Below are 25,116 nucleotides of genomic sequence, written 5' to 3' on the forward strand. Positions count from 1 at the left end.
TTATTGATTGAGCCGCGATTGAGACAAAGGGCCGCGAAAAAAGATGGTGCAAGCCGAAGCGACGCGCAAACCGGCAGAGACAGGACGCGACGCCGAATTCGGCCCCTGGCTGGCACAGGCATCGATCCTTGTGGTAGACGACGAACCCGGGATGCGGAATTTCCTGGTCCGCACGCTTGGGCCGCGCTGCAAGCGCATCGAAGAAGCTGATAGCACCGATGAGGCTTCGCGCAAGCTCGATTCCCAGCATTTCGACGTGGTCATTCTCGACAACATCATGCCCGGCAAGAACGGGGTCGATTGGCTTGCCGAACAGAGAGCGATCGGCTTCTTCGCCGATACGATCCTGATCACGGCCTATGCCGATCTCGAAACCGCAATCCAGGCGCTCAGGGCCGGTGCGGTTGATTTCGTCCTGAAGCCGTTCCGTTCGAACCAGATCCTCAATGCTGTGTCGCGCTGCCTCGATCGGATCCGCCTTCAGCGGGAAAACTTCGTCCTGCGCTACGAGCTTCGATCCACGTCCGACCATATCCTGCTCAGGGAAAAGCTGCTCGGCGAGTCGGCGGCGATCCGGCAGGTGAGGGAAACGATCGCCCGTGTGGCGCCATTGCCCACTTCAGTGCTTTTGATGGGCGAGTCCGGGACAGGCAAGGAGGTTGCGGCCCGTTCGCTGCATTCGCTGTCGGACAGGGCGGGAAAGCCTTTCGTGCCGGTCAATTGCGCCGCAATTCCTCCGGATATGATCGAGAGCGAACTGTTCGGCCATGTCAAAGGCGCCTTCACCAGTGCTGAAAATGGGCGGGAAGGTCTCTTCATGCACGCCCGCGGCGGCACCCTGTTTCTTGACGAAATCGGCGAGATGCCGCTTGCAACCCAGAGCAAGCTCCTGCGCGTCATCGAAGACCGGCGCGTTCGCCCGCTCGGCGCGGAGCGCGAAGTCTCCATCGATCTCCGCTTCATCTTCGCCACCAACGCCGACCTTCGCAAGGACGTCGAAAGGGGGCGCTTTCGCGCCGATCTCTTCTACCGCATCAACGTCATGCAGCTCTATCTGCCGCCTTTGAAGGAGCGCGGTGACGACGTCCAGGAATTGGCATCTCTTTTCATGAATAAACTGTCGCAACAGCTCGGCATGCCGCCGGTGCCGATCGACAGCACGATCCGCGCCGCTCTTGCGCGCTATTCCTGGCCGGGCAACGTGCGCGAGCTGCGCAATCTGATCGAACGCTCCCTGATACTGGGCAGGTTCCCGGATGATTTGCGTGATCAGCGCAGTTCGCTCGGCTCGGCTGCGGGTACTCTCGAGGAGGTGGAGCGGCGGCATATTCTCGCTATTCTCGAGGAGGCCGGGGGCAATCGCGATGAAGCGGCCCGTCGCCTCGGCATCTCCCGCAAGACGATCGACCGCAAGTGCGCCTTCTGGAATGTCTGAGCCCCAGCGTTCGCAGCGTGAGCCGCCCTCCCGGTCGATTCGGTTTCGGCTGCTGGCTATCGCGCTCCTGCCGACGCTGGTCGTCCTGCCGCTGCTGCTCGGCGCCACCATGGTGCGCTGGAACAGCAAGTTCGATGCGCTGCTGGTGTCCAAGGTCAGCGGCGACCTGACGATCGCGCATCAGTATCTTTCCCGCATCCTGGAAAATACCGGAGAGCATATCCAAGCCCTGGCGCTTTCCGCTGCCTTCCGCGACGCGATGGATGGCTCCGGCATCCGCGATTTGTTGGCGGTGCGCCGATCGAAGCTTGGGCTCGATTTCCTGTATCTGCTCGATGATCACGGCAATATCATTGCGTCCGCGACCGATGGTCCGGGTGATGGAGCCCGTACGGATTGGCCGGTTATAAGAAGTGCCTTCAATGGTACTGCCCTGACCGAGATCGATATATTTTCCAATGCGGAGCTCGGAGAACTATCACCGGAACTCGCGCAACGTGCGAGGATCGAACTCGTTTCGACGCCCAATGCCGTGCCTACTGACCGGACGGAGGAGAGCCGGGGTATGGTCGTTCATTCCGCAAGCCCGGTGATCCTGCCCGACGGTCGCAAGGCGGTCCTCGCAGGGGGCATATTGCTCAACCAGAATCTCGTCTTCATCGATACCATCAATGATCTCGTCTATCGCGAGGCGAGCCTGCCGGAAGGCAGCCAGGGGACGGCGACGCTTTTCCTCGATGACGTGCGCATCAGCACCAATGTCCGGCTGTTCGAAAACCGGCGGGCGCTCGGTACGCGTGTCTCAAGCGCCGTGCGTGAAGCCGTTCTGGGTGAGGGGCGGATATGGCGGGACAGCGCCTTTGTCGTCAACGACTGGTACGTGTCCGCCTACGAGCCGATTACGGACAGCTTCGGCAAACGTGTCGGCATGCTCTATGTCGGCTTTCTGGAGGCGCCATTTTCCCGGGCGAAATATCAGACGCTGTTGGCCGTGGCTTTTGCGTTTCTTGCCGTTGCGGCGGCGAGCGTGCCGATCTTCCTCAGATGGGCCCAGGCAATCTTCAGGCCGCTCGAACGCATGACCGGAACGATCGCGAAAGTCGAAACCGGCGATCTCGGTGCCCGAACCGGCCTGACAGATACGCGGGACGAAATCGGTCGCGTGGCGATGCATCTCGATGGCCTCCTTGAACAATTGCAGCAGCGTGACCGGGAACTCAGGAGCTGGAACGAGGAGCTCAACAAGCGTGTGGAAGAGAGAACCCGCGATCTCGAAACGGCAAATCGCCAACTCGAAGCAACGACGCGCCAACTGATCATGTCCGAAAAACTTGCGGCAATCGGCGAAATCACGGCTGGGGTTGCCCATGAGATCAACAATCCGATCGCGGTCATGCAAGGCAATCTGGAAGTCGTCCGCAGTGTTCTCGGCGAACAGGCGGCACTTGCAAAGACCGAATTCCGGCTTATCGACGAGCAGATCCATCGCATCAGCCAGATCGTCACCAAGCTGCTTCAGTTCGCCCGACCAGAGGAATATGCCGGCTATATCGAACGCCATCTCGCAAAAGACGTGATCTCCGATTGTGTTCCGCTGGTCCAGCACCTGCTGAACAACGCAAAGATCAAGCTCGTTACGGTCCATGCCGCCACACGCCTTGTGCTGATGAATCGGACCGAGTTGCAGCAGGTGCTGGTCAATCTCATCGTCAACGCCCTACACGCCATGCCCGAGGGCGGCATGCTGACATTGCGCGATTGCGATCGCGACCTCGAAGGCAAGCCAGGGATTGTCATCGAGGTCGGTGATACGGGCGTTGGTATTCCGCCTGAGCTGATCCAGCGCATATTCGATCCTTTCTTCACCACCAAGCGCCAGGAAGGAACCGGCCTCGGTCTCTCGATCAGCCAGACGTTGGTGACGCGGCAAGGCGGCAGGATTTCCGTCGAAAGCCGGGTGGGAAAGGGCACGATCTTCTCCATCTGGTTGCCGGAAGCAGCCTGACAGGGCGTTGAGACATTTTGTCCGGCCCTCTGGACAAAATGTCCGGAACTGGCGCTGTACGCATCCTTAAGCATTTAAAATTCAATAGCTTACTTTTTGGCACGGCGGTTGCTTACCGTTTCTTGCGCAAACGCAAGTGGCTCGCGCACCGGTAAGGAATCCAGAAATGCGCCACGGCCTATCGAATGGCCCTGGCCGAAGAGGGGGACCGGCGGCCGCCACCGGCACCAGTTGCGCGCATCGATGACTTGCCCGTCCAATCGGACGGAACGGAGGAGAAATTATATGTCCGCAACAACAGAAACGCTTGCCGGTATCGGAGGAGCGGGAATTCTCGACCGGGAGCGCATCATTGCGAAACCCGGCTTCAATCGCTGGCTTGTCCCGCCGGCTGCACTCGCCATCCATCTCTGTATCGGCATGGCCTACGGCTTCAGCGTCTTCTGGTTGCCGCTGTCGAAGTCGCTCGGAATCACGGCCGCGACGTCCTGTCCGGACCTCACCTTGTTCTCGAGGCTCTTCACGACGAACTGCGACTGGCTCGTCTCCGATCTCGTCTTCATCTACACGCTGTTCTTCGTTTTGCTCGGCTCCTCCGCCGCCATCTGGGGCGGCTGGCTGGAGCGTGTCGGTCCACGCAAGGCCGGTGTCGTTTCCGCCTGCTGCTGGTGCGGTGGCATCATCATCGCCGCACTTGGCGTGATCACGCATCAGCTCTGGATCATGTGGGTCGGCGCCGGCGTCATCGGCGGCATCGGGCTCGGCCTCGGCTATATTTCGCCGGTTTCGACGCTGATCAAATGGTTTCCGGACCGGCGCGGCATGGCGACCGGCATGGCGATCATGGGCTTCGGCGGCGGCGCCATGATCGGCGCTCCTCTTGCAAACCTGCTCATGACCCACTTCAAGACGGATACGTCCGTCGGCGTCTGGCAGACCTTCATCGTCATGGCCGTCATCTACTTCGTCTTCATGATGGGCGGAGCCTTCGGTTACCGCATCCCGCCGGCCGGCTGGCGTCCTGAAGGCTGGACGCCGCCCGTCGCCAAGAGCACGATGATCACCCACAAGCACGTTCACCTGCGCGATGCCCACAAGACGAAGCAGTTCTGGCTTATCTGGGCGGTGCTGTGCCTGAACGTCTCGGCAGGCATCGGCGTTCTCGGCATGGCTTCGCCGATGCTGCAGGAGATCTTCGCTGGTTCGCTGATCGGTCTGCCGGACGTCGGCTTCGCACAGCTCGATGCCGGTCAGAAGGCGTCTATCGCGGCGATCGCCGCAGGCTTCACCGGCTTGCTGTCCCTCTTCAACATCGGCGGACGTTTCTTCTGGGCGTCGCTTTCGGACAGAATCGGCCGCAAGAACACCTATTACTGCTTCTTCATCATCGGTATTGCGCTCTACGCATTGGCGCCGACGCTGGCGGATATGGGCAACAAGATGCTTTTCGTTCTCGCCTTCGGCATCATTCTCTCGATGTATGGCGGCGGCTTCTCCACCGTTCCGGCCTATCTCGCCGATATATTCGGTACGCAATTCGTCGGCGCCATCCATGGTCGCCTTCTGACGGCATGGGCAACGGCCGGCGTCGTAGGCCCTACGGTCATCAGCTATATCCGGGAATGGCAGATTGCTGCCGGCGTTTCGCCCGGACCGGCGCTCTATACCAGCACCATGTATATCCTCGCCGGAATGCTCGTCCTTGGGCTGATCGCAAACTCGCTGGTCAGGCCTCTTTCGGACAAGTGGTTCATGTCCGACGAGGAGGTCGCGGCCCTGCAGGCGAAGTCGGCGGCCGCCAATTTCGGTCCGACGGGATCCTTCGGCATCGGAACGGGAGGCTTTGACGGCAAAGCACTGCTCGCCTGGGCCGTTGTCGGCATTCCGCTGCTCTGGGGCATCTGGGTGACGCTGCGGGCGACTTTCGTCCTGTTCGGCTAGAGCCGGATGATTTCAGGTCGAATCGACCTGAAATCTGAATCCGCCTCTACATCAAAAAATCAGTAGCGGGATGTCGCCCGAAAACCGCACATACTTTTCGGCATCCCGCCTGTCCTTCGTTTTCACGTAATTCCGAACGGAAAACCGCTTCGCACTTTTCCTGGAATTGCTCCGGGTGTCCATTGGAACGAACAAGGAGCGCCACGTTGCGGACCTGCACCGCTGTTTCATCGCAGATCAACCGGACGGCTCCATGAATCTGAGGACGGTGACGACTGCAATCGAGAGATAGACTGCGGCGCTGCCCAGACTCGCAAATCTGCCGACCCGGGCACAGCGGATCGGTAGCCGGAGGCGTGTGACTGTAAAGATGCAAGCAGAGGCGGAGACCGAGCGCATGCAAAAATACATCGCGCTCAGCAAGGCTATCTGCTTAGAGATCGAATGATCCGGATCTATGAATTGCGGGAAAAAGGCGGCGTAGAACATAAGCGCCGCAGGATTTGCGAAGGCGATCGTCAGCCCGTCGAGGAGCGGCGTACGAGCGCGAGACAAGTTTGGAGACCGCGAGAAGCGGTGGCGGAGATGCAGCGCGTCGGCAGCGAGCCAGATGAGATAAAGAGCTGCGGCGAGCGAAAGCCATCGAAACAGAACTGGCAAGAGCTCCCCGGAAAGGGACAAGCCCGCAAACATTGCCCCGAGCAGGCACACCTCTCCCAGCGCTACGCCAATCGCAGTTGAGAGACCTGCCATCATCCCGTTTCGCAACGTATTATGGGCAATGATCGCCATGATGGGGCCGGGCGCAATCAGAATCAAAAGTGTTGCGGCCGAGAATTGGGCAAGAGTGTTCCAATCCACGTCTTGGGAGCTCCGCTATGAGTGAATCACCGCCGCCGCTCACAGCTCGCCATCGGTTCGAGACACGCTTGAACGGGGCGCAGCCGTACGACATAATTCGCGCTTAAAGCGAACGTTCGATTGTCGGTTATCAGCTGTCGAGTTCGGTTCGCCTATCTCATCGACATCAAGTTCGTGATTAGACCTGCTTTGACTTCAAGCACAGGCATGGGGGCCTCGGCATGACCGATGTCCCTTAACTGATCTGGGCTCAAATCCGCGATTGCCCGGCGTCTTGAGATGGTTCGTTGCCAAACCTTGAGAGCTGCGATTGCAGTTGCTGTGGTTTTCAGCACAAATCCAAGCAGGTGCACTCTCGACGAGTGATGTCGGGGGCAAGTTTCCGTGTGAGGCATTTCGGCCTCCCATTTTTCAAACTACGGCAACGGCGGACGTTCAGTTGCGCGTGAATGGCGTGGTTCCAGGCAATGACGAACTGCCTCGCGAAACCAAATCGTCAGGTAATCAGGTTAAGGTCTCCGCAAGCGTTTTCAGCGTTAGGCCTGCCCGCTCCGTCACATCCGTCCCCGGCATCGTAAGGAAACTAAAGGACTGATTGAAGTGCCAATCCATGCATTCTCCGCCAGTCCAATTTTTTCTTAAATATTGTGCAGCGCCCTTACGGTTTGCGGCCGATCACGACGCCGTTCGCGGCGGGTGCGTCGAACCAGGCCGTCTCGATGTGCCGGAATCCGGCTTCCTCGAGCCACGCCGAATATTCGGCCGGCGTGTAGTTTCGCCCTTCCGTCTCGATCAGCATGTTGAGGCTCATCAGCGCAGCCGGCGCCGGCCCGGTCTTTTCGTCATTGACGAGAAGCTCGCTGATGACGACTGCGCCGCCGCTGGGCAAAGCTTCGAAGGACCGGCGCAGTAGGGCGCGGTTCTTCGCCTCGTCCCAGTCGTGCAGGATCATCGACAGGAGATGCACGTCGTGGTCCCCGGGGAGCTGTTCGAAGAAGTTGCCGCCGGCGGTCTCGATGCGGTCGGTCAAGCCGGCCTCGGTAATTTTCTCCGCGGCGATCGCGGCCACATGCGGCAGATCAAACACGGTCGCGCGCAGCTTGCCATACTGTTTGCAAAGCTCGATGTCGTACGCGCCCGATCCGCCGCCGATATCCAGAAGGCGGCGGAAATGACTGAGATCCACGGCTTCCCCGAGCTTGCGCGCGGTCATCGTGGAGAGCGAATGCATCGCCTCCCAGAAGAGTGCCAGCATCGTCGGATCCTCGCCGTCGAATATCGAGGATTGCACTGCCGGGTCCCATGTGGTTGGCCGGTTCGTGCGCAGCGCTTCGGTAAGTTTGCCCCAGCCCGCGTAGAGCCGCTTGTCGGCCATCTGCACGAAGCCACCGAAGTAATACGGTTTCCCGCGCACGAGATAGGTTTCGCTTAACGGCGTATTGCGATAACGGCCGTCTGTTTTCTCCAGAAGCCCGAGTGCAGTGCAGCCGGTCAACAGCATCTCGGCCGGGCGTGGATGCAGCCCGAGCGTTTCCACCAGCCCGGCAACCGTGATGCCGGCGCCGCCTGCAAGGCGGCTGAAGAGGTCCAATTCGTGCGCAGCGGCCAGAGTCTTGAAGGCCCAAAAGCCGGTGGAAAGCGCCATCAGCGGGACGGCGGAAGGAAGCTCTGCCGCGATCGCTGTGCGCCTTACCGGGATCGTCGTTCCCATGATAATCTCCCCTAAATTGATTCGGCGGCATGCACATCGTCAAGAAGCGCCGTGGCAGGGTCGAGAAATTCGGTTACATTTGAAATCGTGGCCTTCCGAGCTTCCAAAGCGGCATGTGCACTCTCTAACTTCAATCGGCGCTCGAGGTCCGCGATGATGATCTTCTTCATCTCGCACACTACCTGCATCACCCGACCGGCGATCTCCTTGTCGGGATCTCCCAGCATTTACAGCCGGATTGTGGGCGTGACCTGCCTCGTCGCGGCGCCAACTCGGTCCTTACTGCTTGCCAGCGTATCGTAGGCGACCATGAGGACTGGCAGAAGTGCCAATTCATGCATTTGCGGGCAGACCAATTTCGCTTACTCTAAGATCATGACGGACTTTCACGTCAGCCTGGTCGGGCGCAAAGATCTCAGCGGTGAGATCTATCGTCAGATCCGGCGAGCTATTCTGGATCGGCAGCTGCGCCCCGGAGACCCTTTGCCGCCTGGCCGCGAACTGGCGCGGGCGCTGGCCGTGTCTCGTGGGACCGTGACGGTCGCTTATGAACGGCTCGCCGCGGAAGGGTTCGTGACATCCCGGCAGGGGGCTGGGACATTCGTCAGCGAATTCGTCACGCCGGTCGGGCGCGAAAACACGAGACGCCAATCCATTGGTGCGCTTAGACCGCGGCCGATCTGGGAAGCGATGGCACTGCCGTCCGCATTCGACACGGTCCGGTTCGACTTTCGCACCGGGCGTTGCGATGCTTCGCTATTTCCGCACAGATCATGGCGGCGGTCGGTGACCTGGGCGCTGCGTTCGGGCGAATCGAATCCGGGCTTTTATGAGCACCCTGCTGGGTGCCGCGATCTCAGGGTCGCAATCACCCGGCAGATAGGCGTCTCTCGAGGGATCAGGGCTTCAGCGGACGACATCGTCATCACGAACGGTACGCAGCAGGCGCTCGATATTCTGGCACGCGTCCTGCTGGCGCCGGGCGACGGCATTGCCGTTGAAGATCCAGGCTACGGCCCTCCGAGGCAGCTGTTTAAGACGTTGGGCATTCGCGTGGTCGGCGTGTCCGTGGATCGCCAGGGGCTAATCGTTGACGCGCTGCCGCGCGGAATTCGAGCCGTTTATGTCACGCCTTCTCATCAATATCCGCTCTCGGTAACGATGACGCTATCGCGCCGGCAGGCGCTGCTGGCCTGGGCCGAACGAAACAACGCGGCCATCATCGAAGACGACTACGACAGCGAGTTTCGTTTCGGCGGCCGTCCTCTCGAGCCATTGCAGACACTCGACGCGAAAGGTCTGGTTGTCTACGTTGGCTCCTTCTCAAAGACAATGCTGCCGACGCTTCGGCTAGGCTTCCTGGTGACGCCGCCATCGCTGCGAGCGGCCTTGCACAAGGCGAAATTCGTCAGCGACTGGCATTCACCGACCCTCGTGCAAATGGCACTCGCGCGTTTCATTGATCAGGGCGCGTTTGGGCGTCACGTTCGCCGGGTGAGCTCAATCTACCGGGAACGGCACCAGATCCTCGCGGACGCGATCACCCATGAGTTTGCGGAGCATCTCGAGCTCATCCCATCGACTATGGGGCTCCATGTCACCGCCCTCGCCCGGAAGATGTCGGCGGACCAGATCGCCGACATCGCGCGCCGCGCTGCCGACTGCGGCGTCGCGGTTCAGGTCCTGTCACATTTCGCCGTGGATGCGATCCCACGAGCTGGGATTATGCTGGGATATGGCGCTATTCCAGCGGCCCACATCGAAGAAGGAGTACATTTGCTCCGCGCCTGTTTCGACAGTGGAACGCACTGAAGCCAAGAGTATTGAAGATTACGGCCTGGGCGATGGGGGGACCAGAGATCGGCCGGAACTTGACCGTTAATTTCTCCGGCCGGATGTCCGAGAAGACTCGGGTCGTGACGTACAGCTGGTGGTTGAATGATGTCCGCAATTGGTACGCAAGTCTGTCACTGGCTCATGCCTCCGAAGGAGCCCGGCGGCATTTGCTATGCAATGTGCATTCTCGATCTCGTAAAGGAAAGCCGCCCGACAAGGTCCGGACGGCTGCAGAGGACGAAGGAATGGCGGTGATCAGGCGGCCAGTTCGTCGGTTTCGTTTTCCTTGAACATCTTGGCAAGGTTCAGGAAGCAGATCATGCCGCTTTCGGTTGCGATGATGCCTTCGCAATAGGCGCGGTCGAAGGAGGCCGTGACTTCCGGCACCGGCTGGACCTGGCTGGAGGAGATGGTGAGAATGTCGGACACGCGATCGACGAGCATGCCGACAACCATGTTGTGCACTTCCGCAACGACGATGGCGCTGCGCTCGTTGGCAACCGTGCTCTTCATGCCGAGCTTGTAGGCGAGATCGATGATCGGAATGACGGATCCGCGCAGGTTCATGACGCCGATAACGTCGGCCGGCGCATGCGGGATGGGTGTCGAAGGCGCCCAGCCGCGGATCTCGCGAATGGTCGTCGTCTTGACGCAGAACTCCTGATCATGCAGCCGGAAGGCGATGATCTCCAGCGTGTCGCCGCTGAAACTGGTGGAATTGATCGTAGCCATTAGAATTCTTCCCAACTATCCAGAGCTTGGGCAGCGGCGGCAGCGCCACCATTGGCGCGGACGACCTTTGCCTTCGGACGCAACGCCGACGACGCGGTTACGCGGGCATCAGGTCGTCTTTCTGTAATGGTAGCCGAAGAATGTTGCCCAAACCTAAATTGGGAAAGAAGATTTCGAAGGTTTTCGGCTTCGCGCGCAAGACCGCGACTTGCCGCGGTCGTTTCCTCGACCATGGCGGCATTTTGCTGGGTGCCCTGGTCTATCGCGTTCACGGCCCTGTTGACCTCCGCCAGCCCCGTTGCCTGTTCTCGTGAGGCGGTGACAATTGCAGCGATATTGGTATCGATGTCACCGACCTGACGGACGATCGCCTCCAATGCGCGGCCGGTTTCGTCAACGAGCGAGACGCCATGCTTGACCTGCTCGGTCGAGGAATTGATGAGCGCCTTGATCTCCCGTGCGGCCTTGGCAGAGCGCTGGGCCAGCTCTCTGACCTCCTGCGCAACGACGGCAAATCCCTTGCCGGCTTCACCGGCGCGCGCTGCCTCCACGCCGGCGTTCAGCGCCAGCAGATTTGTCTGGAAGGCGATGTCGTCGATGACGCCAATGATATTGCTGATTTCGTGGGATGATTTGTCGATCCGGCCCATTGCGTCCACGGCATTCTGGACGACATTGCCGGAATGCTCTGCGTCGCGCCTGGTCTTGGCCACCAAAGACGCTGCCTCCTCCGCACGGCGCGCACTGTCGGCGACGGTCTGCGTAATCTCGTCGAGAGCGGCAGCCGTCTCTTCCACCGCCGCTGCCTGTTGCTCGGTGCGGGCCGCAAGCTGGTCCGATGCATTGCGGGTCTCGCTCGATCCTGCCGCGATCGCCCCTGCGTTCTCGGAGACGATGCGCATAGCCATCTCCAGCTTGTCGATGGAGCTGTTGAAGTCCACACGGACCTTCTCGAGAGCCGGCGCGAAAGGCGTATCGATCCGCGAGACGAGATCGCCCGCCGAAAGTGCCGCAAGTCCTGTGGCGAGATCATCCACGGCGCGGACGCGCTCCGTAATATCGGTGGCGAATTTGACGACCTTGAAGACGCGGCCGTTCATATCGAAGATCGGATTGTAGGAGGCCTGGATCCAGACGATTTTGCCGCCTTTGCCGATACGCTTGAACTCCTGGGCAATGAATTCACCACCGGCGAGCTTGCGCCAGAAGGCAAGGTATTCCTCGGAACGCGCATAGTCCGGATCGCAAAACATGCGATGGTGACCGCCATGGATCTCCTCCAGCCGGTAGCCCATGACGGCGAGGAAGTTGGCATTTGCGGTCAGGATCTCGCCGTCGGGGGTAAATTCGATCACTGCTTGCGCGCGCGACAACGCGTCGAGTTTGCCCTGTGCGTCGGCTGCTTGGAGCTTTGCGTCCGTGACCACGCTGGCGAATTTGACCACTTTGTAGGGCTTTCCGCCCGAAAGAAGCGGATTGTACGTCGCCCGTATCCAGACTTCGCGTCCACCCTTGCCGATGCGTTTGTATTCGCCGGAGTCAAACTGACCGCGAGCGAGGCGTTCCCAGAACTGACGGTAGGCGGGGGACGCCACATAGTCCGGGTCGCAGAAGATGCGGTGATGTTTTCCGATTATTTCGGGAAGCGTGAAGCCGAGCGCGTCGCAGAAATTCTGGTTTGCATTGAGGACGGTGCCCTTGAGATCGAACTCGATCATCGCCTGGGACTTAGCCAGGGCCGCGCTGATTGCTTTGGCATCAGAAACCAGGCCCAAAGAAACAATTGACATTCTTACCCTGCCGAGAGCTGAGATGTTCCCTCGTCCGAACGAACTCCCGCCGCCTGGGAAAATGTTCAGAACAAAACGGAATCGATGTGCCGCCAATACATGCTTGATTTACTATGTCACTTCATGCGACATCGGGAACTGCATTATTGTGCAGCAAGTATTCTTTGCTCTCCGCTGTTTGCTTATTAACGAATCTATTAAAATTTTCTAACTTTTTTATTAATATTATTTGGTATCTTTGCGCTGAATCAAATGAGTCGCAAAAGGTCAATCATTATACGTTTGCGGCTTGGAGGCTGAGGCGGGCGATGTCCCGCTCTCACTTTTTGATTGAGAGGCTTCAGATTTCAGGTCGATCCGCCCTGAAATCCCCGGATCTAGGCAAGAGTTTTGGCAATGCTTTCCACGGCCCAATCGACCTGGTCGCGCGTGATGACGAGCGGCGGCGCCAGGCGGATCGTATGGTCGTGCGTGTCCTTGGCAAGAAGGCCGAGATCCTTCAGCGCATAGCAGTATTGCCGTGCGCCGCCGGCCTCGGGCTCCAGCTCGACAGCCATCATCAAGCCGCGACCGCGCACCTCCTTGACGATATTGGAACGGATGGAACGCAGGCCCTCCATGAAGTATTCCCCCATGACGGCGGCATTCTCGATCATGCCTTCCTCGACCAATACCTTTAGCGCGGCGCGGGCAACAGCGCAGGCGAGCGGATTGCCGCCGAACGTCGAGCCGTGCTGGCCGGGCTTGAGGACACCCAGAACCTCGGAATTGGAAAGGACCGCGGAGACCGGATAGTAGCCACCGGACAGCGCCTTGCCGATCAGCGTCACGTCGGCCTCGATCCCCTCATGCTCTTCGGCGAGGAGCCTGCCGGTTCGACCGAGGCCGGTCTGGATCTCGTCCAGGATCAAGGTGACGTTGTGTCGGGTGCAGAGCGCGCGAACTTCCGTGAAATAGCCGGCGGGCGGAATGACGACCCCGGCTTCTCCCTGGATCGGCTCGATCAGGGCAGCCACCGTATTCTCGTTGATTGCGGCGGCGAAGGCCTGCGCATCGCCAAACGGCACGATCCTGAAGCCGGGCGTATAAGGCCCGAAGCCGGTGCGGGCATCCGGGTCTGTCGAGAAGCTGATGATGCTGAGCGTGCGGCCATGGAAATTGTTGGAGCAGACGATGATCTCCGCTCTGTTTTCAGCTACGCCCTTGATCTCGTAGCCCCATTTGCGCACCGCCTTGATTGCGGTCTCGACCGCTTCGGCGCCGGAATTCATCGGCAGGATCTTGTGCGATCCGGTCAGCGCCGCCAGTTCCTCATAGAGATGGGCGAGCTGATCGTTGCGGAAAGCGCGGGAGGTCAGCGTCAGCTTGCTCGCCTGCTCAATCATCGCCTCGCGGATCTTCGGGTGGCAGTGGCCCTGGTTCACCGCCGAATAGGCCGAAAGACAATCGAGATAGCGCTTGCCATCGGTATCCCAGACATAGACGCCTTCGCCGCGGTTCAGAACCACGTCCAGCGGTTTGTAGTTATGGGCGCCCAGGCGCTGTTCGGTGTCGATCAGTTCTGCGGATAAGCTCATTGTCGTTCCCCCCATTCTTCAAGCTGCACGCGTCGGGCGGTCGAAGATGCGCCGGCCGAACAAACTCGCCGTCAATTCCACCAGAATGCGGGCGCTCTTGCCGCGGTCGTCGAGAAAGGGATTGAGCTCCACCAGATCCAGGGATGAGACTAGGCCGCTATCGGACAGCATTTCCATGACGAGATGGGCCTCGCGAAGCGTGGCTCCCCCCGGCACAGTGGTCCCGACCCCGGGAGCCATATCCGGATCGAGGAAATCGACGTCGAAACTGACATGCAGAAGGCCGTTCGCTTCGCTCACGGTCTTGAGAATGTGGCGCATGATCGCCGCCACACCCTGCTCATCGATGGAGCGCATATCGAAGACGTTGACCCCATGCTCCTGAACTTTTTCGCGCTCGTGCGGATCGACCGAGCGAATGCCCATCTGGAAGACCCTCTTCGGGTCCACGAAAGGACGTTCCTCCGGCAGGATGCCGGCGATCTCCGCCTCGCCGCAGAAAAAGGCGACCGGCATGCCATGAATATTGCCGGAAGGCGATGTCGCAGGAGAATTGAAATCGGCATGAGCGTCGAGCCAGAGAACGAAGAGCGGCCGGCCGATCTTGGCGGCGTAGCGCGCCATTCCGGATACACTGCCCATCGAAAGACTGTGGTCGCCGCCAAGGATCAACGGAAATCCGCCAGCGGCGGCGACATCATAGGTTCTTGCCTCCAGGGCGCGCGTGAAGGCGCCGACAATCCTCAGGTTATGGGCCCTGGGATGCTCGGGCAAGTCAACGGCTGGCTCGGGGCGGAGATCGCCGCTGTCCCTTACACGATGACCCAGATCGGCCAATGTCCTGTCGAGGCCGGCGATACGCAGGGCAGTCGGTCCCATTGCGGCGCCGCGGCGTCCGGAACCCTCCTCGAGCGGCACCCCGATGAGCGTGATCGATGTGGATTGGATGTTCATGGCCGTCGTCCCCGCTGTTTTGGAGAATCTCTTTGAAAGCGATTATCCGTCGTGCCCATGACAGCAAAAAGATAGAAAATTGCTTGAAATCTGCCGGAATTTTGGCAGTTTGCTAATAGCGATTTTACAAAATGCCAGCCCGATGGATGACCTCGACCGCGATCTGCTAAGTGCACTACGACACAACGCCCGCACGCCCGTCTCTTCGCTCGCGGCGATGACGGGTGCCTCACGCGCGACGGTCGCCGCGCGCATCGAGCGGCTGGTCGCCGCGGGTACGATCACCGGCTTCACCATCCGCACCGGCCACGAAGCGAGGGCGGCAGGTGTGCGTGCCATCGTGCTGATCGAGGTGATCGGCAAGCTGGCGGACAGGGTCGCCGAACAGCTCCGCGGTTTGCCGCAGGTCCGCGCATTGCACAGCACCAATGGCAAATGGGACTTCATTGCCGAGCTGGAGGATCGCGATCTCGTCTCCTTCGACGAAACGCTGCGCCGCATCCGGTTGATCAACGGCATCCATTCGACGGAAACCAATATCCTGCTGAAGACCAGCAAGATGGGGTTCTAAGAGCGGTTCAGCGCTCATGGAAACGCGGAACCGCTCTAATCTCTCGCTTTAGGAATCCGCCATCTGGGTGGCACGGCCGTCCTCGGTGCCGCAGACGCGCGTCATCGGCGAGACGACGATTCGGTTGCTCAACAGCATCGAGCCTATCTTGAACCGCTCGAAGAGAGTTGCGGAAGCCGACGAGAACTGCTTGTCATGACCTGCATTCATTGTGGTCAAGCCTCGGTCGTGGCGGCGATCGCTTCGATTTCGATCATCGCCTTCGGATCGTAGAGCGCCTTGATCTCGGCGATCGTGTCGGCGGGGTAGGGGGCAGAGAAGAACTTGCGGCGAAGCTCGACGACGTCGGAGAAGTGCGCCATGTCCGTGACGAAAATCGTCACCTTCATCACCTTTTCCAGAGTGGACCCTCCCGCCTCGAGCGCGCGGCGCAGATTGGCGAAAGCCTGCTCGCCCTGGGCCTTGAATCCGCCGTCGACGATCTTTCCGTCCTCCGCCGCTCCGGCTTGTCCTGAGATGAAGAGCAGGTTGCCGAACTTTATGCCTTGGGAAAGCAGGTAGGGTTCGTAGTTGTCAGGGGTCGTGTGGACGCGTTCAAACATCGTTCTTTCCTCGCGGTTGAATGAGGTGATCAGGCTGTTGCGCTGACCGGAAAGAAGATGGTCGTAGGGCCGCGAATGGACAAACTCCAAATTATCAGCCATCAGATGAGCTGACCTCATCTATCGTCGGAATATGATGCGACGCTTGCCTCCCTTATCCTCGCTACGTGCCTTCGAGGCTGCTGCGCGGCATGGCAGTTTCAAGAAAGCCGCTAGTGAACTGGGCGTAACGCCGACCGCCATCAGCCATCAGATACGCGCACTTGAGGAATACACCGGACTCGTTCTTTTCGATCGTAAGGTGCGGAAGGTTTCCCTGACCGAAGCTGGGGCTCGCCTCTACCCGGCGATCCGCGATGGCTTCGACGGGTTCGAACGGACATTCAGAAGTCTGCTACCTCCTGCTTCCCGTACCAAGGTTACGATCTCGGCTACGAATGCGTTCACGGCTCGCTGGATTGTACCTCGCGTTTCGAGGTTCCACGCACTGCACCCGGAAATCGATTTGCAGCTTTTGGCATCGGATGAGCCGCTGGACCTACCCGAAAATCGGGTCGATATTGCGATCCGCTATGGCGACGGCCAATACCCGGGATTGAAAGCCGAACCTTTATTCGGGGACGATTTCGCTCCGTTGGCGAGCCCGGCGCTCGCGATCAGTTCTATCTCCGATCTGGAACGAGTGCCGCTGATCCATTTCGAATGGAAGATTAAATCCCCGCGCAATCCCACATGGGAGAGATGGTTTGAGGAAGCGGGACGAGCCATTCCATCGTTCGGACGGCTTCGCTTCAATGATGAGAGTCATGCTGTACAGGCGGCCCTCGCGGGCCAGGGGCTTGCACTTCTAAGTCGGCGCTTGCTGGCGCGCGAGATTGCAACGGGGCAGCTCGTCCAGCCCTTCGGACCGATCATCGAGGGGCGGGTGTACCATCTGCTGACAGTTGACGGAGGCATCGCGACCGGCAGCGAAGGGCTGTCTGCGGCTATCGATTGGCTTCGAGCCGAGGCCACCGCGGCGTCGAACCTCCCATTTGACGCCCAAGCCGATTAAACCAATGCTTTGGATAGAGCGAATGTCGGCGAGGTTCAAACGAGCGCCGGCAGACGCGTCAAAGCTCTTGGCGAGGCGGGCGCAAGCTGCTCACCCTCCGTGGCACGGTCTGGGATTATTGCGATGTGCCGACGAAAGCCGAGCCATCGAAGTCGATCGATGGTCTCGCGTTGCGGAGCCCTGCAGGCGCAAATCGAATCGATGCGTCCCGGCTTTGCCCGCGCAATCAAGGCGCGGGTTGAAGGACCTCACGGAGCGGCGTGCGTGTCTTTCGAAATGCGTTTACGCCTGTCTGATCAGGTGAAGGCCGGACTCAGTATTCGTGCTCATAGACGACACCCACCTCACCCGCGCCGTTGGCGCCAGCCGCGCCGCGCAGCTTGACACCGCGCCCGACGTCGAGGTTGATCACCGCCTTGCTTCCGGAGCCGGTCGTCTGCTGCAGCTCGATATAGGTCCGGTCGTTGAGATAACGACCGGCGCTCACCTGCGTCTGCCCCCTTGCATTCGTGGAAATATCCAGATTGTCCACGCCGAGCTGGCTGCGCAGGCTGTTGAAGAGCGAGGTCGATCGGCCTCCTGCAAGCTGGCCGACGGCGTCGGCGAGTTGGGCGATCTGCAGGGGCGACAGCCTCGACAGCGACTGACCGAAAATGAGCTGAGCCAGAACCTCGTCCTGGGGCAGCATGGGCGAGGAGGAAAATGTGATCGACGGATCGGTCGCAAGGCCCGTGACATCGACGATCAGGGTCGTCGAGCCGGACGTCGACGTCGCTTCCAGGTCGAGGGCCGGAACAAGGTCGCCGCCGAAGGTGATCTTGCTCCGGTCGGCAAAGTCGAGCCTTCTGTTGAGAATGGTCAGCCGGCCCCGACGCATGGTAAACCCGCCGGAAACCTGAGGAGCAGAGGCGGTTCCGCGAATGGTGACGCTGCCGCCGAGTTCCGCATCGATGCCGCGGCCGCGGACGAAGATCTGCGACGGCGCATCTAACCTCAGGTCGAGGGCAATGGTTGTCGACTTCTCTCTCACCTGCTGCGGGCCAATGTTGCGCAATTGCGCCTTGACGGCGACCGGTGCGTTCCGGTGCTGGACATTGATCTCTTCAAGCGAGGCCGGCAGCCTCTCGGGAACCGTGATCGACGCCCTTTCCAGTCGCAGTGCTCCGCTGAGGGTCGGATTGGAGAGGATCGGGCCACGCAGGCCAAGTGTGCCGTTGACCGTTGCCACCACGAGCGTGCCGTCGACATAGGTGGCATTGTCCAGCCTGACGGAGATATCCACGGGGAAGCCGCTGTCGGGCCGGATGCCGATCGTGCCGCTTGCCGTGATGCTGCCGCCGCTGGCAAATCTGCCGCTGAAGCGCGAAATGACGGCCTGCTGGCCATTGAGGGTGACCGTGACGGCCAGGTTGTTCACCGCGAGGTTGCGGCGGACGTCGACCAGGCGCGCACCATCGGTGGTGATGCTGCCGTTGACGGTCGGCGCCGCAGTCGTGCCGCCAATCCTGAGATTGATATTTGCCGTCCCCTCCATCGCCAGACCCTGGTCAGCGAGTTGCGCTGCGAGGGCGGCAAAGGGCAGGGTGCCGGCTACATTCAGGTCGATCGCGCGATTGCCGGCGATCGAAACGCTGCCGTTAGCCCTCAACGAGAGACCGCCCCCTCCCGTAGCGGTCGTGTCGATCGTAATCCTGTTATTGGCGAATTGGCCATTGGCGGCAATACCGAGTGGTGCCAGTCCGGCCGCTTTCGTGTGGCTGGTGGCCGCGCCTGACCAATTCGCCTTGAAGTCCACGGCGGGGGCTGCCGGCGTACCGGTAACCGCGACCGTACCCGAAATGATACCTTCCGCGGCGAGATCAGGCACGAAGCTGTTGGCAAGACTTGCCGGCACATTCGATAGCGTTGCATCGATCTTCAACGTCTGACCGGCCGAGCCGCGTGCCTTCAGGGACAGGCCGTTGCTTCCCACGGCGGTTGCGTCGATCGTCACCGTGTTATTGGCAAACTGACCATTGGCGGTAATGCCAAGGGGCGCAAGCCTGGCGGCTTTCGTCTGGCTGGTCGCTGCGCCGTTCCAGTTCGTCTTGAAATTCGCGACGGGGGCCGCCGGCGTGCCGGTGACCGCAATCGTACCCGAGATCGCCCCTTCGGCAGAAAGATTCGGCACGAAGCTGTTGGCAAGACTTGCCGGCAGGTTCGACAATGTCGCGTCGATTTTCAGGGTCTCACCCGCTGATCCGCTGACCGAAACCGAGCCGGCGCCGGTGTTGATCGTAAGACCATCGAGGATCGCCGTTCCGCCCGCGATCGTGATCCGCGTCGGCGCCGTCAGCTTGACGGGAATAGCCCGCGGTGCCGCGGAAAAACTGTCGAGACCGACGACCATCTGATCGGCGCCGCTTTGAACATAGCCCATGGCAAGCAAGGGCGCGTTATCGTAATCGCCCCTGAGGTAGAACCCCGTGCGGTTGCCGCTCTGATCGAAATCAAGCGAAAGGCCGCTGAGGCGATTTGCACCCGATGCAATTTCGCCTGCCCGGATGCTGCCGCGTGCCGAAAACGCCATCAGATCGGTGACGGTGAGATTGATGACTGGCTTCTGGATCGAAAGCGTATCGCGATGAATCCCGTTGCCTGCGGCCGTCACGTTGAGACCGATCTTGCCATTGTCGCTGGAAAGGTTGATCGAGCCTGTCAGATCGCCGTTCGCCTTTTGACCGCCAAGCGCTGCAAGAAGGCTAATGTCGGGAAAATCGAAGGTGAGGTCGCCGACCGGTTCGAGGCTCGGTGAGAAATCGAGCTTGCCTTGCAGCTTGTTGGGGCCGACCTGGGCAAGCAGCGTCGGAATGCTCGTTCGACCCTCCTGCGAGCGGATATCGGCATCGATGCTGATCGGCTGGCCGTCGATTGCGCCGGTCGCCTTGAGGTTTCCCTGCGGCGCATTGCGATCGGCCGTGCCCGTAACGGTGATGTCCAGACCGCTGATCGCGCGGCCCACCATATTGATGCCGCTTGTCGTCAGATTGGCATTGATGGCAAGCGCAGAGAGCGGTCCACTGGCAGAGATCTTGTAGTCTGCCTGTCCGGCCGCATTCTCGATGAGCTTCGAAAGATTGAGGATCCGTCCGGAAAGGTCCGCGCTAAGCGTATCTTCGTCCAGCGCCACACTCCCGCTCGCATCCAGCGTTCCAGATTTTACGTTGAGATTGGAAAGATTGATCCTGTCCGGCAGCGTTCCGGCCACCTGGCCCTCGGCCGCGATGGTCGTATCGAATTTGGCAGCGAGGTTATCCGGAAGAACGGACGGAAGGGCAAAAAGCCGGAAATTGCCCGTCAGCGATTGGGTGCTCATCGTATAGGCGCCGTTGACGCTGCCGCCGACGCTGCCGCTTTCAAGTGTCGTGCCGTTGAAGCCGACCGCATCTTTCGAGAGCTGCAGCGGGGCAGCGAGCGTGATCGGACCGCGGATCAGGCGTTGAAGGTCGGGATTGACGAAGGAGGTATCGCCGACAACAAGGCGAACCTGTACTGGTCCGGCCCGATTGGCAAGATCGAAGGCATCGCTTTTTGCCGTCAGTTTCACATCGCTTGCCGCGCCCTGCGGCAGGGTAGCGGAAACGAGCGAGGCATCGAGGTTGAGCTTTGCCGCGTTCGCTGCACCGGTCAGCGTCAGATTGACGCCGGAAATCAGGAAACGGGCATCATCCCCGTTCAGGGGCCAACGGAAATCCACCGGTCCCGAGGTACCGAGCAGATTGGCGTTCAGGCTGTTGTTGCCGGCCGGATCGAGCGTGCCGGAGGCGGCAAGGACGACGCTGCCGGTGGCAAGATTGCCCGTCTGGATATCGATCTTGCCATTGCCGTTGAAGGTCGCCGAGAGGGCTATGTTTGTCTGGCCGGCAAAGAGCGGACGGAAGTTGGGAGGCAGAAGCGAGTCGAACTGACCGCCGCCCTTGATGTCGATGTGGTGCAAGCCATCCGGCGAAAGCGAATGGCGCCCTTCGATGTTCATTCTCGGCTGGCCGTCGAGCGAAGCCTGCAACTTGCCGGCCCATTCGGAAAGAGGGCCTTCGCCACTGACGTCGATATTGACCGCCGGGTCGTTCGGCAGGAGCAGCAGTCCCGCGAGCAGTCCCCCTTTAGGCTCGGCGAGCTGCCCCTTGAGGGTCAGCCGGTTCTCCAGGGGCGCGAAAGCAACGTCCGCCGCAAGCTTGGCTTCCGGCACGTCCTGACGATTGGCATCAAGGCGCAACGCGATGCTATTGCTGTCGGCATGCACGTTGCCGCTGGCGGCGAGAGCGAAGGCTCTGCCTGCAATCGCCTCGCCGAGACGAATGTCTGGCAAAGCGACGCTGCTGATATCAATGGCGATCGGAAGTGAAAATCCGCCACTGCCGGGCTCAGTTGGCCGATCTGGAATCGTCTTGACCGGAAGACGGCGAAAATCGATCGACTGAACGGCAACCCGATCGGCGCTGAAACGGCCTCGAAGCAGGGAGAGAGGAGACCAGTCGATCGTCAGTCCGCGAATTTCCGCAAAGACGCCTTTCGTATCGGCAAGCGTGATGACATCGGCTTTCGTCTCACCGGTCAGAAGGCCGCTTGGTCCTGCAACGGTAATGACACGGTCGCGTGTCGAGGCAAGATCGGCCACCTTGTCGACGATCAAACCCGTTCCGAAGGATGTGAAGCCGGCTATCAGAACTGCGGCAATGGCGACGACCAGCACCGCCCCAAGGACATAGGCGAGGGCGCGAGTCATCCATCTCAAAAGACCAATCAGGATGTTCATGGCTGCGACATTGTCCTGTCCCTGTAGTCCTTGCAGATATCCCCATGCGGCAAGACCGTAAGGTCAGAAGGATTGCCCGATACCCGCGTAGATACCATATTCGGTGCCGCCATCGTATCTATTCAGCGGCATGGCGAAATCGAGCCGAAGCGGCCCGAACGGCGTCGCATATCGGACCCCTATGCCTGCACCTGCCCTTATATCGGAAAAGTCCGGGAAGGTGGTGTCAGATACGGTGCCGACATCGAGGAACGGCACGATACCAATCTTCTCGGTGATCATTACACGTGCCTCGAAGTTTCCGAGCACATAGGATTGGCCCCCGAGCGCCTCGTTCTCGGAATTATAGGGCGAAATCTCCTGATAGCCATAGCCGCGCACGGTGCCGCCGCCGCCGAGATAGAAACGCCGCGTCGCCGGTATGTTCTGGATCTCGTCGGCTCCGAGAAGGATGCCGGCGCCGATCCGGCCCGCAAGGACGACCCTGTCTTCCGCTCCCAGGGGCTGATAGCCGGAAATCGATCCCTCGAACGAGGAGAATACCGTGCCGCCGAGCGCCTCATAGCTCGGCTTAACGGTGAGGCTGCCGCGGTATCCCGACGTCGGATTGAGCTTGTTGTCGCGTGCGTCGCGGATGTATTCAAACGGCAGCGCAAAGGTCAGATAGCGATTGTCCCCGAAGGCGTCATCGTCGTTCTCCCAGCTTATTTCCGTCCCGCCCGAGATCGTGTCCTGGTCGGTCAGCTCGTAGGAGAGACCCACGGCCGCTGTCACCAGCTTGGCGTTGTAGGCGTCGGGGTTCTCGGTCCTGGCCTGCAGCCTTGCATTCAGGGTGGCCGCCGGGAAGAACGCGCCTGGCTTGGAGAAGAGAATGCCAGCCGAATAGTCGAGATTTCCAAGATCGCTCGCCTCTCCGAGGCGGCCGATACCACCTTCTATGCGCAGAGATTCGGCCTCTCCGAAGAGATTGCGGTGACCCCAGTAGCCCTGGATGCCGAAACCGTCGATGGTCGAATATTGGGCGCCGAAGCCGAAATAGCGCATCTTTCCTTCTGCGACCTCGATCGTCATGGGGATCGTGCCGTTCGGCGCCAGCTGCGTGGCTTCCCGGATCGTGACACTGGAAAATACGCCGAGTTGGCGCAGCCGCTCGCTCGCTTTCTTGAGCGCTTCCGGCGAATAGGGCCTGCCTTCGTTGAGGCGCGAATAGCGCCGGATGAAGTCCGGGTCGACGGCTCTTTCTCCGGCAACGCTGACCTGCCCGATCGGTGCGATGGGTCCACCTTCGGCCGCAATGGTAACATCGACGGTATTGGTCCGATGGTCGGCCACGACTTCGCGTTCCGTCTGCCTGGCCAACGGACGACCCTGGCTCTTCAGGTCCTCAACGATCTTGTCGCCCGCACGCAGGATGATCAGCGATCCGGCATTTCCGCCCGGGACCAGATCATAATTTGCCGGATTGAGGGCTGCGGCATCACCCTTGAGCCTTATGTGCCCGAGCGTGAAAATCGGGCCCGGATCGATGCGAACGGTCACCGGCACCGGTCGGGTGCGGCTGAAAGTCGGATTGGGCGGCAAGTCATCGATGTTCGTGCCGTTGACGGTAATGGTGACAACGCCGCCGTAGCGGGCGTTCTCATAGAGCGTGGCCAACAACCGGTCGCGATCGTCACGAGCCTTGATAACCACACCGAGGTCGCCGGATGCCGGTCTTTCCCTGTCGGTGAACAGCCGAGACGAATTCTCGAACGCTTCCCTCAGCGCCTTGTCCGCGCTGCCGGTCTGAAAGTCGACGCTATAGCGCACGGGGTCGGGGACCTGTTCCTCCGGTTCGTCCTTTCCGAAGATCGTAATCCCGAAAATCCGCAGGGCGAATGCATCGCGAGAAAACAGCGGCCCGAGCGCCGCCATTGCTGCGACCGCGATAACGGTGCCTGCTCTCCGATACGCAATACCTATGTTCGTCGGGCCGGTCCTTCTGGTTCGCATCCGCCATTATTCAATTATATTAGACACGTCTCATTTTTGCGTTACCCAGCCGTTAACGACAACGGACCTTAACGTCAAAAACCGGTCGCGTGTATCATTTTAAGGGCGCAAATGCCAAATCTGCGTCTTTTTGGGACGTGGATGAGACAAAAAAGCCCCGGATTTTACGCCGGGGCTCCGTGATCCCAAGAAAGAATGTCTTAGTAGCGGCGAGGGCAATCGTCGATATAGCGACGGCCATAGCGATCGCGGTAGTAGCACTGGCCAGGCTGCTGGGCGACGCTGCCGATGAGCGCGCCCGAGACGCCACCGATGGCCCCGCCGACCGCTGCGCCACGGACATTACCGGTGACGGCACCGCCGATAATTGCGCCGGAGGCAGCGCCGATGCCGGCACCCTGCTCGGTGGGCGTGCAGCTTGCCGCCGACAGGCCGATCAGTACAAGCACAAGGGCTTTTTTCATTTTGCTCTCTCCAAGGTAGATGGGCCGGTTTCCCGGCATATGCCGTCCCCAAAACTTCAATCCAGCTCACGCTGTTTGCAGCATCGCTGCGTGAAGAAAATATAGCGCAAAATACTATTGTCCACCGCCGTCTTAGGCTTTTTTTCTTGAGATCACACTTTCTCCAATCAGCGATGTAGCCGCAGGAAAATATCCGCCTCTTCTAACGTAAATCTGAGGAAGTCCGCGAAAGTAGTGGTTGATCCTGCTCAAAAAAAGTCAAATGATAGCCTCACGCGTCTGGAGGAGATGCGAGGAGGAAAGAATGGCAAAAGTGACTTTGACGGTGAACGGGCGGACCGTGAGCGGCGAGTGTGAGGAACGCACGCTGCTTGTCCATTTCATCAGGGAAAAGCTTGGCCTGACGGGGACTCACGTCGGGTGTGATACGACCCAATGCGGCGCCTGCGTCATCCATATGGATGGCAAGTCCGTGAAGAGTTGCACCATTCTGGCCGTCCAGGCTTCGGGTTCTGAGGTAACGACGATCGAAGGCCTTGCCGCGCAGGGTACCCTGCATCCGGTTCAGGCCGCCTTCAAGGAACATCATGGCCTGCAATGCGGCTTCTGCACGCCGGGCATGGTTATGACCGCAGTCGATATGATTGCCCGTCACGGCGGCGATCTCGACGAGAAGACGGTCCGTTCGGAGCTTGACGGCAATATCTGTCGCTGCACCGGTTACCATAATATCGTGAGAGCAATCCTTTCCGCGAATGCGGAAATGCACTCCGCGAAGCAGGCTGCCGAATAACTC

At 60.0% G+C, this 25,116-nt stretch carries 20 protein-coding genes; 7 read left to right on the forward strand and 13 right to left on the reverse strand.

Annotated features, from left to right (window positions below):
• Positions 1-43 precede the first annotated feature (43 nt).
• From AAE029_RS27790 to AAE029_RS27800, 3 genes are all read left to right on the forward strand, one after another.
• Complete coding sequence (locus AAE029_RS27790; protein ID WP_371076143.1) at positions 44-1,435, forward strand: sigma-54-dependent transcriptional regulator; 1,392 nt, start codon at positions 44-46, stop codon at positions 1,433-1,435.
• On the forward strand, positions 1,428-3,440 hold the full coding sequence (locus tag AAE029_RS27795; RefSeq protein WP_371076144.1) for a cache domain-containing protein: 2,013 nt from the start codon (positions 1,428-1,430) through the stop codon (positions 3,438-3,440). The genes AAE029_RS27790 and AAE029_RS27795 overlap by 8 nt, the downstream gene beginning before the upstream one ends.
• Positions 3,441-3,725: 285 nt before the next feature.
• Complete coding sequence (locus tag AAE029_RS27800) at positions 3,726-5,381, forward strand: OFA family MFS transporter (protein ID WP_371076145.1); 1,656 nt, start codon at positions 3,726-3,728, stop codon at positions 5,379-5,381.
• Between the two features lie 237 nt (positions 5,382-5,618).
• Here AAE029_RS27800 and AAE029_RS27805 read toward each other — a convergent pair whose 3' ends face one another.
• From AAE029_RS27805 to AAE029_RS27820, 4 genes are all read right to left on the reverse strand, one after another.
• Positions 5,619-6,242, reverse strand: coding sequence for a LysE family translocator (locus AAE029_RS27805; RefSeq protein ID WP_371076146.1), 624 nt, complete (start codon positions 6,240-6,242; stop codon positions 5,619-5,621).
• A gap of 152 nt (positions 6,243-6,394) precedes the next feature.
• Positions 6,395-6,637, reverse strand: coding sequence for a DUF1127 domain-containing protein (locus tag AAE029_RS27810; RefSeq protein WP_371076147.1), 243 nt, complete (start codon positions 6,635-6,637; stop codon positions 6,395-6,397).
• A 263-nt stretch (positions 6,638-6,900) separates the two neighbouring features.
• Positions 6,901-7,953 carry a methyltransferase gene (locus tag AAE029_RS27815; RefSeq protein ID WP_371076148.1) on the reverse strand — a complete coding sequence of 351 codons (1,053 nt, stop codon included), beginning with the start codon at positions 7,951-7,953 and terminating at the stop codon, positions 6,901-6,903.
• 11 nt (positions 7,954-7,964) lie between these two features.
• Positions 7,965-8,123, reverse strand: a complete 159-nt coding sequence (locus AAE029_RS27820) for a hypothetical protein (RefSeq protein ID WP_371076149.1) — start codon at positions 8,121-8,123, stop codon at positions 7,965-7,967.
• Between the two features lie 205 nt (positions 8,124-8,328).
• On the opposite strand from AAE029_RS27820, the gene AAE029_RS27825 reads away from it, so the two are divergent.
• Positions 8,329-9,765: a PLP-dependent aminotransferase family protein gene (locus tag AAE029_RS27825; RefSeq protein WP_371076150.1), complete on the forward strand. Its 1,437-nt coding sequence runs from the start codon at positions 8,329-8,331 to the stop codon at positions 9,763-9,765.
• Positions 9,766-10,044: 279 nt separating this feature from the next.
• On the opposite strand, the gene AAE029_RS27830 is transcribed toward AAE029_RS27825, so the two are convergent.
• From AAE029_RS27830 to rocF, 4 genes are all read right to left on the reverse strand, one after another.
• On the reverse strand, positions 10,045-10,521 hold the full coding sequence (locus tag AAE029_RS27830) for a chemotaxis protein CheW (protein ID WP_371076151.1): 477 nt from the start codon (positions 10,519-10,521) through the stop codon (positions 10,045-10,047).
• Positions 10,521-12,311: a methyl-accepting chemotaxis protein gene (locus AAE029_RS27835; protein WP_371076152.1), complete on the reverse strand. Its 1,791-nt coding sequence runs from the start codon at positions 12,309-12,311 to the stop codon at positions 10,521-10,523. The genes AAE029_RS27830 and AAE029_RS27835 overlap by 1 nt, the downstream gene beginning before the upstream one ends.
• A 377-nt stretch (positions 12,312-12,688) precedes the next feature.
• Positions 12,689-13,888: an ornithine--oxo-acid transaminase gene (gene rocD / locus AAE029_RS27840; protein WP_371076153.1), complete on the reverse strand. Its 1,200-nt coding sequence runs from the start codon at positions 13,886-13,888 to the stop codon at positions 12,689-12,691.
• Between the two features lie 18 nt (positions 13,889-13,906).
• Positions 13,907-14,842, reverse strand: coding sequence for an arginase (gene rocF, locus AAE029_RS27845; protein WP_371076154.1), 936 nt, complete (start codon positions 14,840-14,842; stop codon positions 13,907-13,909).
• Between the two features lie 142 nt (positions 14,843-14,984).
• On the opposite strand from rocF, the gene AAE029_RS27850 reads away from it, so the two are divergent.
• Positions 14,985-15,413 (forward strand): Lrp/AsnC family transcriptional regulator, encoded by a 429-nt coding sequence (locus AAE029_RS27850; protein ID WP_371076231.1) that lies wholly within the window; start codon positions 14,985-14,987, stop codon positions 15,411-15,413.
• Between the two features lie 48 nt (positions 15,414-15,461).
• Here AAE029_RS27850 and AAE029_RS27855 read toward each other — a convergent pair whose 3' ends face one another.
• The gene (locus AAE029_RS27855; protein WP_371076155.1) at positions 15,462-15,632 is read right to left on the reverse strand and encodes a hypothetical protein; all 171 of its coding nucleotides are present in this window, start codon (positions 15,630-15,632) and stop codon (positions 15,462-15,464) included.
• Positions 15,629-16,015 carry a RidA family protein gene (locus AAE029_RS27860; RefSeq protein ID WP_371076232.1) on the reverse strand — a complete coding sequence of 129 codons (387 nt, stop codon included), beginning with the start codon at positions 16,013-16,015 and terminating at the stop codon, positions 15,629-15,631. The genes AAE029_RS27855 and AAE029_RS27860 overlap by 4 nt, the downstream gene beginning before the upstream one ends.
• A gap of 133 nt (positions 16,016-16,148) precedes the next feature.
• On the opposite strand from AAE029_RS27860, the gene AAE029_RS27865 reads away from it, so the two are divergent.
• The gene (locus tag AAE029_RS27865) at positions 16,149-17,069 is read left to right on the forward strand and encodes a LysR substrate-binding domain-containing protein (RefSeq protein ID WP_371076156.1); all 921 of its coding nucleotides are present in this window, start codon (positions 16,149-16,151) and stop codon (positions 17,067-17,069) included.
• Between the two features lie 313 nt (positions 17,070-17,382).
• Here AAE029_RS27865 and AAE029_RS27870 read toward each other — a convergent pair whose 3' ends face one another.
• The 3 genes from AAE029_RS27870 to AAE029_RS27880 all read right to left on the reverse strand — a co-directional run bounded on the left by AAE029_RS27870 (position 17,383) and on the right by AAE029_RS27880 (position 24,320).
• On the reverse strand, positions 17,383-21,864 hold the full coding sequence (locus AAE029_RS27870) for a translocation/assembly module TamB domain-containing protein (RefSeq protein ID WP_371076157.1): 4,482 nt from the start codon (positions 21,862-21,864) through the stop codon (positions 17,383-17,385).
• Positions 21,865-21,927: 63 nt separating this feature from the next.
• Positions 21,928-23,856 carry an autotransporter assembly complex family protein gene (locus tag AAE029_RS27875; RefSeq protein ID WP_371076158.1) on the reverse strand — a complete coding sequence of 643 codons (1,929 nt, stop codon included), beginning with the start codon at positions 23,854-23,856 and terminating at the stop codon, positions 21,928-21,930.
• Positions 23,857-24,056: 200 nt separating this feature from the next.
• Complete coding sequence (locus AAE029_RS27880) at positions 24,057-24,320, reverse strand: YMGG-like glycine zipper-containing protein (protein ID WP_371076159.1); 264 nt, start codon at positions 24,318-24,320, stop codon at positions 24,057-24,059.
• A 304-nt stretch (positions 24,321-24,624) separates the two neighbouring features.
• On the opposite strand from AAE029_RS27880, the gene AAE029_RS27885 reads away from it, so the two are divergent.
• Positions 24,625-25,113, forward strand: a complete 489-nt coding sequence (locus AAE029_RS27885) for a (2Fe-2S)-binding protein (protein WP_371076160.1) — start codon at positions 24,625-24,627, stop codon at positions 25,111-25,113.
• Positions 25,114-25,116 lie beyond the last annotated feature (3 nt).

The organism is Sinorhizobium sp. CB7 (genome assembly GCF_041357635.1).
In the GTDB taxonomy this organism is placed as follows: Bacteria; Pseudomonadota; Alphaproteobacteria; order Rhizobiales; family Rhizobiaceae; genus Rhizobium.

Excerpts from the sequence above, each read along its gene's own strand:
- AAE029_RS27790 (WP_371076143.1), top strand. The coding sequence starts at position 44 with ATGGTGCAAGCCGAAGCGACGCGCAAACCGGCAGAGACAGGACGCGAC.
- AAE029_RS27795 (WP_371076144.1), top strand. The coding sequence starts at position 1,428 with ATGTCTGAGCCCCAGCGTTCGCAGCGTGAGCCGCCCTCCCGGTCGATT.
- AAE029_RS27800 (WP_371076145.1), top strand. The coding sequence starts at position 3,726 with ATGTCCGCAACAACAGAAACGCTTGCCGGTATCGGAGGAGCGGGAATT.
- AAE029_RS27810 (WP_371076147.1), bottom strand. The coding sequence starts at position 6,637 with ATGCCTCACACGGAAACTTGCCCCCGACATCACTCGTCGAGAGTGCAC.
- AAE029_RS27815 (WP_371076148.1), bottom strand. The coding sequence starts at position 7,953 with ATGGGAACGACGATCCCGGTAAGGCGCACAGCGATCGCGGCAGAGCTT.
- AAE029_RS27820 (WP_371076149.1), bottom strand. The coding sequence starts at position 8,123 with ATGAAGAAGATCATCATCGCGGACCTCGAGCGCCGATTGAAGTTAGAG.
- AAE029_RS27825 (WP_371076150.1), top strand. The coding sequence starts at position 8,329 with ATGACGGACTTTCACGTCAGCCTGGTCGGGCGCAAAGATCTCAGCGGT.
- AAE029_RS27830 (WP_371076151.1), bottom strand. The coding sequence starts at position 10,521 with ATGGCTACGATCAATTCCACCAGTTTCAGCGGCGACACGCTGGAGATC.
- AAE029_RS27835 (WP_371076152.1), bottom strand. The coding sequence starts at position 12,311 with ATGTCAATTGTTTCTTTGGGCCTGGTTTCTGATGCCAAAGCAATCAGC.
- rocD (WP_371076153.1), bottom strand. The coding sequence starts at position 13,888 with ATGAGCTTATCCGCAGAACTGATCGACACCGAACAGCGCCTGGGCGCC.
- rocF (WP_371076154.1), bottom strand. The coding sequence starts at position 14,842 with ATGAACATCCAATCCACATCGATCACGCTCATCGGGGTGCCGCTCGAG.
- AAE029_RS27850 (WP_371076231.1), top strand. The coding sequence starts at position 14,985 with ATGGATGACCTCGACCGCGATCTGCTAAGTGCACTACGACACAACGCC.
- AAE029_RS27860 (WP_371076232.1), bottom strand. The coding sequence starts at position 16,015 with ATGTTTGAACGCGTCCACACGACCCCTGACAACTACGAACCCTACCTG.
- AAE029_RS27865 (WP_371076156.1), top strand. The coding sequence starts at position 16,149 with ATGATGCGACGCTTGCCTCCCTTATCCTCGCTACGTGCCTTCGAGGCT.
- AAE029_RS27870 (WP_371076157.1), bottom strand. The coding sequence starts at position 21,864 with ATGAACATCCTGATTGGTCTTTTGAGATGGATGACTCGCGCCCTCGCC.
- AAE029_RS27875 (WP_371076158.1), bottom strand. The coding sequence starts at position 23,856 with ATGCGAACCAGAAGGACCGGCCCGACGAACATAGGTATTGCGTATCGG.
- AAE029_RS27880 (WP_371076159.1), bottom strand. The coding sequence starts at position 24,320 with ATGAAAAAAGCCCTTGTGCTTGTACTGATCGGCCTGTCGGCGGCAAGC.
- AAE029_RS27885 (WP_371076160.1), top strand. The coding sequence starts at position 24,625 with ATGGCAAAAGTGACTTTGACGGTGAACGGGCGGACCGTGAGCGGCGAG.